Source organism: Caulobacter sp. SSI4214 (assembly GCF_012184455.1).
In the GTDB taxonomy this organism is placed as follows: Bacteria; Pseudomonadota; Alphaproteobacteria; order Caulobacterales; family Caulobacteraceae; genus Caulobacter; species Caulobacter vibrioides_E.
In genome coordinates this window covers 41,440-52,719 of record NZ_SZWJ01000028.1, presented here as the reverse complement: position 1 = coordinate 52,719, position 11,280 = coordinate 41,440, and the positions used below count along the sequence as shown (strand labels likewise).

The following is an 11,280-nucleotide window of genomic DNA, read 5'->3' as shown; positions in this document are numbered from 1 at the left end:
GGGCGAGACCGCCTCGCTCACCGCCGCCAGGGTATGGGCCTTGGTGACACGCGCCAGGTAGCGGTCGGCGGTGGGCGCCCACCAGTCGGCCATGTCGAGGTCGAGCGCCGTTGCAAGCTGCTCGGCGTGCGCCCAGGCGGCGGGGCGACGCTCGTAGCCGTGCAGCGCATTGACGCTCAGCCCCACGCAGTGGGCCAGGAGGCTCATGCGGCTGTCGAGGTCGAGGCCGACGACGAAGTCCCAGAGGTCGACGGCATTGCTCGGCGCCTGGGCCGCCCAGGCCGCATGGCGGTCGGCCACGGCGAGCGCCGCCGCCGCCCCATCGATGGCGTCGCCCTCCCCCGACATCGGGATCGAGCTCAGCCGGACGTCGAGGCAGGTTGGCATGGCGCCGTACTTGAGGAAGGCATGGCAGACGAGCGCGTGGGTCAGGGCGACCAACGCCAGATCCGGGTTCTGGGCCAGGGTCTCGCGCATGGCCATGGTGCGGTGGGCGGTGAGGTCGGCGACCAGCCGGGCGGTCAGCGGGGCGGCGGCGTCGCCCTCGGGCTCTTCCGGCTCGGCCTGACCGCCCTCGTCCGCCGATTGGCGCTCGTCCCAGGGCGGCGCGTCGTCCTCGCCGGCCATCGCGTCCTCCGCCTCGCCCGCGTCCGCTTCGGGCGCGGGCGGCGGGGGAAGGTCTTCGGCCCGGACCATGCCGCGCTCGATCCGCGCCACGCCGTCCTGCCCCAGGATGACCATTACGCCGGCATAGGCGATCTCGGTCGGGTCGAAGGCGTAGTCGGGCGCGGCGGCCAGCGCCGCCTCGAACGCCGACAGGCGCGCCTCGACCTCGGCGGGCAGGTCCTCGACCGCGCCCCACGCCTCGGAAAGGGCCGCGTAGTCCTCCCGCAGCGCCGCGAGCCGCGCCTGTTCGGCCTCGTCGCGCACGACCGGACGCGGATAGACCCGCGAGAGACCGTGGCCATGCGGGTAGTCGAGATAGGCCGCCGCCCATTTCCAGCCCTCGGCCTCGCGCAGGTCCGTGGCCTGAGCGGTCAGCTTCTCGGCGACCAGGCGGTCCAGCAGCGGCACGTCCTCGACATAGCCGCCGTCGTCCTCGCTGAAGAGGTCGCGCAGGATCGTGCCGCCCGCGCCGAGATAGGCCGGTAATCCCACGAAGGTCAGTCGCCGGTCGCTGACCATGGCGGTGTTCTCGGTCATGGCCCGGCGGATGGCATAGGGCTGGCGGTTGGTCAGGGTCTCGAAGACCTGCCTCTGACGGGCGTGGTCCTCGGTGATGGCGAAGGCCTGCAGCTGGTCCAGCGTCAGGCCGCCCTGGCGGTAGACGTCCAGAAGGTCCGGGGCCACCGCGCCCAGCCGGAGGCGTCGGCGCACCACCTCGGCGGTGACGCCGAACCGCGCGCCGATCTCCTCGGCGCCGAACCCACGCCGCTCGGCCTGATCCCGGAAGGCTTCGTATTCGTCGGCCGGGTGGAGCGCGCTGCGGGAAACGTTCTCGTCGAGCGAGATCTCCTGGGGATCGTTGAGCGTATCCACCAGACACCGCACCGGCGTCGTCTTGCTGATTACCTTGCGCTTGGCCAGCAACCGCAGGGCCAGACGCCGCCCCTCCCCGGCGGTCACAAGGCCATAGCCGGTCTCGGTCCCATCGGCGCGAAGCTCCGGCTCGACGACCAGGGGCGAAATCAGCCCCTTGGCCTGGATGCTGGCCGCCCGCGCCTCGATCTCGGCCTCGGTGTGCGCCACCTTGCGCACGTTGCGCGGCGACTTCTTGAGCTTGTTGAGCGCATAGACGCGCTCCTGGCCACATTGGACGCCAGCGGGCGAAACAGCTTGGCTGTGGGTGTTCATGTCTGCCTCCTCAAGGGCATGGGGGTTCAGGCGCAAAAGGCGCGCCTGAACCCCGACGCCCGTCGGCGAGACCGGGGGTGCAAGCGGAGCGGCCGGCTTCGCGGGGACCCGGCTGCAGGGCGTTCCACCCCGACCATCATCGCCCTTACGACCACGACCGAAGCTGGGCGGAAGCCGGTCCGAAGCGCGCTGGGGGCGGAGCCCTAAGCACGCGGCCGCCAGGCCGCCTCCAAGAATGAAGCCTGCACAGGAGCCCGCGCGAAGCGCGTGGCGGGAGGCGGCGTCGAGCGTCCGGCGGCAGGCCAGAGCCTGCCCAAGGGGGCGCGCCCGAGGGAGCGGCGAAAGCCGCGGGACCGAGCGTGACCGCCGGTCGCTTTCAAAACCCGGTGAAGCCGAACGCGGAAGCGGTCGGCGGGAACCTCGCCTTGTCGCCCTCCGGCTACGCCCCGCAAGAAACCTGCCTTTACCGTCGCCTGTTCGACGTCGAGCGCCCGGTTCTTGCGCCTTCGAACACATGTCCGACGATGGCCCATGTCCCGCCGCCCCCCCGCCCCCAGAAGCCCCATCCCCGACTTCTTCGACTACCTCGAAGAAAAGTCGCCGCCCCCACTACCAACACCTCCGCCCCCATCCGTCTCGTTCTCGGTGACCGATGACTGGCCGGCGCGCGTGCCCATCACTGAGCGCGAGATCGCCGTCCTTGAGGCTCACCTGGCCCGGGTGCTGGACGAACTCCTCGGGTCATCACCCTGACCCAGGAGACTAATCGTGGCCCGACAATCCAAGCGCACCACCCTGCCCACCCAGGCCGCCCTCTATCTTCGGGTTTCAACCGGGCGTCAGGCCGACAACGACCTGTCCATCCCCGACCAGCGTCGCCAACTCGAGGCCTATTGCCTCGCCAAGGGCTGGACCGTCGCCGCCGAGTTCGTCGAGCCTGGCGCCAGCGCGACGGACGACCGTCGCCCGGCTTTCCAGGCTATGATCGAGGCCGGCGCGACCAAGCCGCCGCAGTTCAACGTGGTGCTGGTCCACTCATTCTCGAGGTTCTTCCGCGACCAGTTCCTGTTCGAGTTTTACGCCCGCCAGCTGGCCAAGGCCGGGGTGCGGGTGGTGTCGATCACTCAGGAACTGGGCGACGATCCCATGGGGATCATGATGCGCCAGATCATGGCGTTGTTCGACGAATACCAGTCCCGCGAAAACGCCAAGCACACCCTGCGGGCCATGAAGGAGAACGCCCGACAGGGCTTCTGGAACGGCTCACGCCCGCCGTTGGGCTACCGGGTCGTCGTCGCCGAACAGCGCGGAGCGAAAGCCAAGAAGAGGCTGGAAATCGATCCGCTCCAATCCGAGACGATCCGGCGGATCTATCGTCTCGCTATCCACGGCGAGAACGGCTCGGGACCCATGGGGGTGAAGTCGATTGTCGTCCACCTGAATGATCGTGGTGTCCGCACCCGAGACGGCGGTCGGTTCGGCGTGTCGGCGATCCACGCCATCCTGACCTGCACGACCTATGTCGGCCAACATCGCTTCAACCAGCGGGTGGCGGCGACCGGCGAGTACAAGGACGAGGACGAGGTCATCGTCTGCGAGGTCCCGCCCATCGTCAGCCAGGCCGAATTCCAGGCCGTGCAGGACGCCCTCCACAAGCGCAACCCGAAGCGAATGGCCCCGCGGTTCGTCAACAGCCCGATCCTGCTGGGCGGCATCTGCTTCTGCGGCCTCTGCGGCGGCGCGATGACCCTGCGGACCGGCAAAAACGGGAAGTACCGCTATTACACCTGCTCGACCAAGAACCGCACGGGCGACGGCGGCTGCAAGGGGATCACCGTCCCCATGGACCGCGTGGACAACGCCGTTGTCCACCACCTGGAGACCCGCCTTCTCGATCCGTCGCGCCTGGCGGGCCTGATGGAGAATATCATCGACCGCCGCGCTCAATGGGCGGAGAAGCGCCAGCAGCACATCGGGGACTTGCGCCGACGCGCCACGGAGGCCGCGGCGAAGCTGACCAGACTTTACGCCATGGTCGAAGACGGCTTTGTGGATCCCCGCGATCCGTCTCTGAAAGACCGTATCCGCGCCCTAGCGGATCTGCGCGACACCGCCGAGGCGGAAGCCGACCGCGCCGCCGCCGCCGCCGAAAAGCTAGGACCCGTGATCAATCCAGAGATCCTGATCCGCTTCGCCGCCGCCACCCGGGAGATGCTGCGCGACGAGGACGGGAACCTGCGGCGCGACCTGCTTCGCGCCGTCGCCCAGCGGGTCGAAATCACCTCGACCACGAGCGCAACCGTGATGGGTTCAAAGATTGAACTGCTACGAACCTTGGCGTCGAACGGCGGCGTGGAGACGGCGGTTCTCGACGTTCGCAGTTTGGTACCGAAGTGGCGCGCCCTGCAGGATTCGAACCTGCGACCGCTCGCTTAGAAGGCGAGTGCTCTATCCAGCTGAGCTAAGGGCGCGCGCTGGCCGGCCGGTAACAGGCCCTAGTGGGTCCAGGGCTGCTTGCGGTTGGCGGCGAAGTTGTCGGCGTAGGCCTTGATGATGCGCTTGGGCGTCTTCGGTTCGAACAGCTGGAACGCGATTTCGTGGCGCTGGGCGTAGGCCACGGCCTCGTCGCGGGTCTCGAAGGTCAGGCGGATCTGGCCGTTCATGTCGCTGGACTGGGTCCAGCCCATCAGCGGGTCGGGCTTGCGCGCCGAGGCCGGCTCGAATTCCAGCACCCAGTCCTTGGTCTTGGCCTTGCCCGACTGCATGGCGTTCTTGGCGGGACGATAGATGCGGGCCAGCATGGACCTTCTCCCAAAGAGCCTCACCGATGGTCGGAGCGGCAGGATTTGAACCTGCGACCCTCTGCTCCCAAAACAGATGCGCTACCAGGCTGCGCTACGCTCCGAAACATCGGCAGGCGATGGGGTATAAGGGCTTTTCGATTCCGCGCAACCACGATGCGGAAAACGCGTGGCTTTCCCGCTGATTCCGTGTGGACGGACCGAGCGGGAATGGGATTGCTAGGCGCGAAAAGTCGATGACGCCCTGGATCCGCTCCAGCGCGAGCGAAGCGCCATCGACCTAACGCGTCCGGCTTCTCCGCGCGCCGATCAGGCGTCGCCGGCGGTGATCTCGGCGACAACGAGGCCCTTGGGACCTCGCGCGAACCGCACCAGGACGTCGTCGCCCGGCTGCAGATCTTCGAGCCCCCCCCGTCGGAGCGTCTCAATATGCACGAAGATGTCCCCCGGCTCGGCGTCGCGGATCACGAAGCCATAACCCTTGGTGCGGTTGAACCACTTGACCTTGGCCCGTTCCGCCGGCCCCTCCGGCGTCAGCGCGCCCCGTCCGTGCGGGTCTCGCGACTCACGACGCGGCGGATTATCGGCGAAGGTCCGTCTCTGGCGCTCCAGCGGCGCGGGCGCGCCGCTTTCGTCCAGATCGACGACCTCGCTGACCTGCCAGCCCTTGGGCCGCCTCACCACGTCACACACGATGACCGCCCCCTCCATGGCGGTTTCGCGGCCGCAGTTGCGAAGCGACGTCACATGCAGAAGCACGTCCTTCAGTCCGGTCTGCCCGGGATCATCGGGTACGATGAACCCGTAGCCTTTGCCGGCGTCGAACCACTTCACCCTTCCGCTGATGCGCACGAACTCGTCGGGCGCCGCAGCGTCCTCTAAATCATAACCAGACATCCCACCCCTCTGGCTCGCCCAATCAGCCCATCGGAGCGAGCACCACGAGAACAGTGTTCTCGCGTGACGAGAACCGTCAATGACGAAATCGCGCCGAAACCGCATCCAAGCGCGATCCGCGTCATTCCGTCGCAGTTATGTCATGGAAATAATTGTTAACTACAGCCGAAGGTGGCAGTCCCTAGGGGAGTCGAACCCCTCTCTCCAGATTGAAAATCTGGCGTCCTAACCGATAGACGAAGGGACCACGTCGCCGAAAGGCGAGCATCGTCGGTATGTAAGCCTCGCGGGTGGCAGTCCCTAGGGGAGTCGAACCCCTCTCTCCAGATTGAAAATCTGGCGTCCTAACCGATAGACGAAGGGACCAGCGGCCCCGCGAGGAAGCGGGTGTATAGCCGCGCCGTTTTGGGCGCGCAACCCGCGAAACCGGATTTTTTCGTTCGGACTTCAGTCCGTCCACACCCGGCTGTCGTGGGCGTCCTCGATCTCGATCTGAACCCCGTTTCGGCCCATGTAGTCGTCAGGCTTCAGCTTGCCCACGACGTTCAGCGCGCCGCCGCCCGCCAGCAGGCGCTGGCCCAGCGGCGTCTCGGCGCTGCGCCAGCTGATCGCCTTGATGCGGTCGCCCGTCGGACCGACCAGATCGAGCCGAACATGGCCGCCCTTCAACGCCGAGACGCGCTCGGGCCGCACCTGGGTCAGCGCGAACATGGGCTCGGGATTGCCCAGGCCGAACGGCGCCAGACGCTGAAAATCGTCCAACAGAGCGCGATTGGCCGCGCGGGGTTGGACCAGGGCGTCGATCTCGACCGCCTCCACGCCGATCGCTTCCATTTCGCCCGCCAGCCGCTCTTCCAGAAAGGCTCGGAATTCGGGAATGGCGTCGGGGCGAATCGACAGCCCCGCCGCCATGGCGTGACCGCCGCCGGCCATCAGCAGCCCTGTCTCGAAAGCGGCCTGAATGGCGCGACCAAGATTGACCCCCGGCTGTGAGCGACCCGACCCCTTGCCGACATTGGCGGCGCGGTCGATGCCGATCACCACCACCGGCTTTCGATAGCGCTCGCGCAGACGACCGGCGACGATGCCGATGACGCCGGGATGCCAGTTCTCGCCGGCCACCACGATCACGGGGGCGTCGGGATTGAAATTGCTGCCGCGCTCCAGCATCGCCGCGGCCTCCTCGACAACGGCGGCCTCGACCGCCTTGCGCTCGGTATTGAGGCCGTCGAGCTCTTCGGCCAGGGCGGCGGCCTCCAGCGGATCATCCGTGGACAGCAGCTTCGCGCCGAGGTCCGAGCGACCGATACGCCCCCCGGCGTTGATGCGAGGCCCCAGAATGAAGCCCGCGTGAAAGACCGACGGCTCCCCGGAGCCCTTTCCGACCTCGAACAGGGCTTTCAGCCCGGGATTTGCCCAGGCGCCCATGGTCCGCAGGCCCAGCGCGGTCAAGGCGCGATTGAAGCCGACCAGCTGGGTGACGTCGCAGACCTCGCCCAAGGCCACGAGATCCAGCCACTGGCGCAGATCCGGCTGCGGGCGTTCCTCGGTGAACAGGCCGCGCCCCCGCGCCTCGCGATTCAGGGCGGCCAGCAGCACGAACGTCACCCCGGCGGCGGCCAGAACCCCCTGCCCGCTCCGGCAGCCCGGCCGGTTGGGATTGACCACGGCGGCGGCGGCGGGCGGGTCCTCGCGCATCAGGTGGTGGTCGATGACGACGACCTCCAGACCGATCTCGGCGGCGCTGGCGATGGCGTCATAGGCCGCAGCCCCGCAGTCGAGGGTGACGACAAGTTCGGCCCCGCCTTCGCGGATGGTCTTGAACGCCGCTGGGCTGGGGCCATAGCCTTCGGTCAGGCGGTCCGGAATGTAGATGGGCAGTTCGACGCCCATATAGCGAAACCAGCGGACCAGCAGCGCGGCGCTAGTGGCTCCATCGACGTCGTAGTCGGCGAAGACCATGGTGGGCCGGCCTCGTTCCAACGCATCGATCAGGATCTCGGCGGCCCGGTCCATGTCGGTGAAGGTCGACGGATCGGGAAACAGCGCCTTCAAGGTCGGACGCAGATAGTGTTCCGCCTGTTCCAGCGTGACGCCGCGCGAGGCGAGCGCCCTGGCCAGGGGCTCGGTCAGGCCATGGCGCTGCTGGATATCGCGCACCACGGCCAAGTCGGCCGGGCGCTCGCGCCAGACGCGGCCGCTCAGCGAGCGCTCGACGCCCAGAAAGGCGGGGGAAGAGAGGTTGGGAGCACCGTCGGCGGCCATCGCGGCAGAGTATCCGGTCATGCGGATTCGGACCATGCGCCGCCGCGGCGACAGTTCGGGACGTGGCTAGCCCGCCCGCATCTCCGCGCGCACGGCCTCGACCTCGTTGGCCGAGCCCAGCGCGACCGGCACGCGCTGGTGCAGCCTGGTCGGCTGGACGTCCAGGATATCGCCGCCGTCGCCGATCGCCTTGCCGCCGGCCCGCTCGACCAGAAGGCTCATCGGATTGGCCTCGTACATCAGGCGCAGCTTGCCGGGCTTGTCCGGCTCGCGGGCGTCCCACGGGTACATGAAGATCCCGCCGCGCATCAGGATGCGATGGACGTCGGCCACCATCGAGGCCACCCAGCGCATATTGAAGTTCTTGCCGCGCGGGCCGTCCTTGCCCCTTAGGCAGCCGTCGATATAGCGGCGCACGGGCTCGGCCCAATGGCGCTGGTTCGACATGTTGATCGCGAACTCGGCGGTGTCGGCCTTGATGGCAATGGCCCGATGGGTCAGCAGCCAACGCCCCTCGGCGTCGAGCGTGAAGCCGTTGACGCCGCTGGCCAGCGTGAGCACGAGCATGGTCTGCGGACCATAGACGGCATAGCCCGCCGCCACCTGATCGCGGCCCGGCCGGAGGAAATCGGCCTCGACCGGCGCGTGGCCCGCCGGCGCGGGCAGTACCGAGAAGATCGTCCCGACCGAGACGTTGACGTCGATGTTGCTGGAGCCGTCGAGAGGATCGAACGTCACCAGATAGCCGCCGACGCGGCCCGTGGGTTCGACCTCTTCCATCTCCTCCGAGGCCAGGCCGGCGACCGGGCCGCACGCCTTCAGGGCGTCGCTGAGCATGTCGTTGGTGATGACGTCGAGCTTCTTCTGCTCCTCGTCCTGGACATTGATGCTGCCGGCCGCGCCGAGGCTGCCCGACAGGGCGCCGGAGGCGACGACGCGGCTGATCCGCGCGCAGGTCGCCGCGATCGTCCGTACGACGTCCTTGAGCGCGGCGTCGGCCGGCTCGGCCGCGAGCCAGGCGGTCAGGTCGACGAAGGTGGTCATCTCATATCCTCGGGAACCGGAAGCGGACCGCCGCTACTACAGGACGGTCGTGACAAGAAAGTCTCGGGGTGCGCGCGCCCTAGACCTTACGCTTCATGCGAACCTCGCGGACCGTGCCCGTCGAGGAGTTCATCACCAGGGTGTGGGTGTGGACGCAGCCGTCGCGGAAGACGACGCCGTCCAGCAGCCCCCCGCGCGTCACGCCGGTGGCCGCGAAGATCGCCTCGTCTCGGACGATCTCGTGCAGGTCGTACTTCTTGTCCAGTTCGGTGACGCCCCAGCGCGCGGCCCGGGCCCGCTCGTCGGCGTTGCGGAAAAGCAGCCGCCCTTGGAACTGGCCGCCGACGCACTTCAAGGCCGCGCAGGCCAGAACGCCCTCGGGCGCGCCGCCCGAGCCCAGATAGAGATCGATGCCCGTCGACGGATCGGTGGTGTTGATCACCCCGGCCACGTCGCCGTCCGTGATCAGTTGGATGCGCGCGCCGGCCGCGCGGACGCCGGCGATGATCTCGGCGTGGCGCGGGCGATCCAGCACGCAGACGGTGATTTCGCTGGCGGCGACGCCCTTGGCCTCGGCCAGGGCCTGGATGTTCTCGGCCGGCGAGCGGTCCAGGTCGATCACCCCGGGGGGCAGGCCCGGGCCGCAGGCGATCTTGTCCATATAGGTGTCGGGGGCGTTCAGCAGCGTGCCCTTGGGCGCCCAGGCCATCACCGTCAGGGCGTTGGGCTGGGACTTGGCCGCCAGGGTGGTGCCCTCCAGCGGATCCAGGGCGATGTCGATCCTGGGGCCTTTGCCCGAGCCGACCTTCTCGCCGATATAGAGCATGGGCGCTTCGTCGCGCTCGCCCTCGCCAATGACGATCTCGCCGTCGATGTTCAGCTCGTTGAGAGCGTTGCGCATCGCGTCGACGGCGGCCTGATCGGCGGCCATCTCGTCGCCCCGCCCCAGCATCGTCCATGAAGCGATGGCGGCGGCTTCGGTTACGCGAACGGCGTCCAGGACCAGCGAGCGGTCCAGGGTGTTCGAACTCATCCGTTTCTCCCGGTCCTCCTAGGAGGACCTGTTCCCAATGTCGCCTTCGGCGCCGTCTTTTGACGGCTTTATTAGATGCGCGCGACGCGCAGAAGACGGGGACGCTCTAGCACGGTCCGCAGCTTTTCGATGCGGCTAATCGCGTCCAGCAATTTGGATTCCGGAGTCGCATGGGTAACGAGCACGATCGGCACCCCGCCCGCGCCTTCGACGGGCTTTTGCAGGAAGCTGTCGATCGAAACGTCGCATTCGGCCAGGGTCTCGGAGATCGCGGCGATCACGCCCGGCTGGTCCTGGACCATCACGCGCAGATAAGCCTTGCCCACCGCGCGGGCGGGATCGATGGCCACGAACGGCGCCAAGTCGCCGGCCGGAGCCTGAAACACCGGACGCACGGCCTTGGTCATGACATCGGCGATATCGGCGGCCACGGCGGCGGCGGTCGGACCCGCGCCCGCGCCCGGCCCCTGGATGAAGATCCGGCCGATGCGCTTGCCCTCGATGAACAGCGCGTTCAGAGCGCCGCCGGCCTGGGCCAGCGGATGGTCCAGCGGGACAAGCGAGGGATGCACCTTCACCGCGACGCCGTCCTCGGCCTTGGCCGCCGCGGCGATCAGCTTGATACGATAGCCCAGATCCTTGGCCAGCTTGATGTCCAGCAGGTCGACCTCGCTGATGCCCTCGATCTCGGCGGCGTCGAAATTGGGAGCGCAGCCGAAGGCGAGCGCGGCGAGGATGCTGATCTTGTGGCCCGCGTCGAAGCCGCCGACGTCGGTGGTCGGATCAGCCTCGGCATAGCCCAGCCCCTGCGCCTCGCGCAGCACGTCGGCGAACGAGCGACCGGTCTTCTCCATCTCCGAGAGGATGAAGTTGCAGGTGCCATTGAGGATGCCGGCCACCGAGACCACGTCGTCGCCGACCATGGCTTCGCGCAGCATCTTCACCGCCGGCGTGCCACCCATGACGGCCGCTTCGAACAGCAGCGGCACGCCCTGAGCCTCGGCCAAGGCGGCCAGCTCGGCGCCGTGGACGGCGATCAGGGCCTTGTTGGCCGTGACCACCGGCTTACCGGCCTTCAGGGCGGTTTCGACGGCGACCTTGGCCGGACCGTCGCTGCCGCCCACCAGTTCGACGAACAGGTCGATGTCCGGCGATCCCGCCAAGGCCACCGGATCGTCGAACCAGGCCAGATTCGAAATATCGACCGTGCGCGGCCGCGACTTGTTGCGGGCCGAGACGGCGGTGATCACCGCCCGATCGCCGGCCGGCGCGAAGTCGGGGCGATCAGCCAGGAACCGCAGGAGGCCGCCGCCGACGGTGCCCAGGCCCGCCACGCCGATGCGCCAGGTCTTCTTCGTCATCTTCGAAATCCTTGGGGTGAACCGG

At 68.1% G+C, this 11,280-nt stretch carries 8 protein-coding genes and 4 tRNA genes; 1 reads left to right on the top strand and 11 read right to left on the bottom strand.

The window, feature by feature from the left end:
* A partial coding sequence (locus FCU40_RS10705) for a ParB/RepB/Spo0J family partition protein (protein ID WP_168074794.1) occupies window positions 1-1,854 on the bottom strand: 1,854 nt, incomplete at its 3' end.
* 768 nt (window positions 1,855-2,622) lie between these two features.
* Between FCU40_RS10705 and FCU40_RS10700 the strand changes: the two genes are divergently transcribed.
* Window positions 2,623-4,290, top strand: a complete 1,668-nt coding sequence (locus FCU40_RS10700; protein ID WP_241693588.1) for a recombinase family protein — start codon at window positions 2,623-2,625, stop codon at window positions 4,288-4,290.
* Here the strand turns inward: FCU40_RS10700 and FCU40_RS10695 are convergent.
* From FCU40_RS10695 to FCU40_RS10650, 10 genes are all read right to left on the bottom strand, one after another.
* Window positions 4,249-4,325: transfer RNA gene (locus FCU40_RS10695), tRNA-Arg, on the bottom strand. The genes FCU40_RS10700 and FCU40_RS10695 overlap by 42 nt on opposite strands.
* 24 nt (window positions 4,326-4,349) lie before the next feature.
* The gene (locus FCU40_RS10690) at window positions 4,350-4,655 is read right to left on the bottom strand and encodes an ETC complex I subunit (RefSeq protein WP_004624270.1); all 306 of its coding nucleotides are present in this window, start codon (window positions 4,653-4,655) and stop codon (window positions 4,350-4,352) included.
* A gap of 27 nt (window positions 4,656-4,682) precedes the next feature.
* Window positions 4,683-4,759: transfer RNA gene (locus FCU40_RS10685), tRNA-Pro, on the bottom strand.
* A 205-nt stretch (window positions 4,760-4,964) separates the two neighbouring features.
* Entirely contained in the window at window positions 4,965-5,552 is a 588-nt protein-coding gene (gene cspD, locus FCU40_RS10680; protein WP_004624273.1) for a stationary phase survival cold shock domain protein CspD, read from the bottom strand.
* A 172-nt stretch (window positions 5,553-5,724) separates the two neighbouring features.
* Window positions 5,725-5,799: transfer RNA gene (locus tag FCU40_RS10675), tRNA-Glu, on the bottom strand.
* 44 nt (window positions 5,800-5,843) lie between these two features.
* Window positions 5,844-5,918, bottom strand: a tRNA-Glu gene (locus FCU40_RS10670).
* Window positions 5,919-5,999: 81 nt separating this feature from the next.
* Window positions 6,000-7,817 (bottom strand): single-stranded-DNA-specific exonuclease RecJ, encoded by a 1,818-nt coding sequence (recJ, locus tag FCU40_RS10665; RefSeq protein WP_168074796.1) that lies wholly within the window; start codon window positions 7,815-7,817, stop codon window positions 6,000-6,002.
* Between the two features lie 66 nt (window positions 7,818-7,883).
* A complete protein-coding gene (locus tag FCU40_RS10660) occupies window positions 7,884-8,861 on the bottom strand; it encodes a class 1 fructose-bisphosphatase (RefSeq protein WP_168074793.1) in 978 nt (325 codons plus the stop codon).
* 79 nt (window positions 8,862-8,940) lie between these two features.
* Window positions 8,941-9,894: a class II fructose-bisphosphatase gene (gene glpX / locus FCU40_RS10655; protein ID WP_168074792.1), complete on the bottom strand. Its 954-nt coding sequence runs from the start codon at window positions 9,892-9,894 to the stop codon at window positions 8,941-8,943.
* Between the two features lie 71 nt (window positions 9,895-9,965).
* Complete coding sequence (locus FCU40_RS10650) at window positions 9,966-11,255, bottom strand: homoserine dehydrogenase (protein ID WP_004624280.1); 1,290 nt, start codon at window positions 11,253-11,255, stop codon at window positions 9,966-9,968.
* Window positions 11,256-11,280 lie beyond the last annotated feature (25 nt).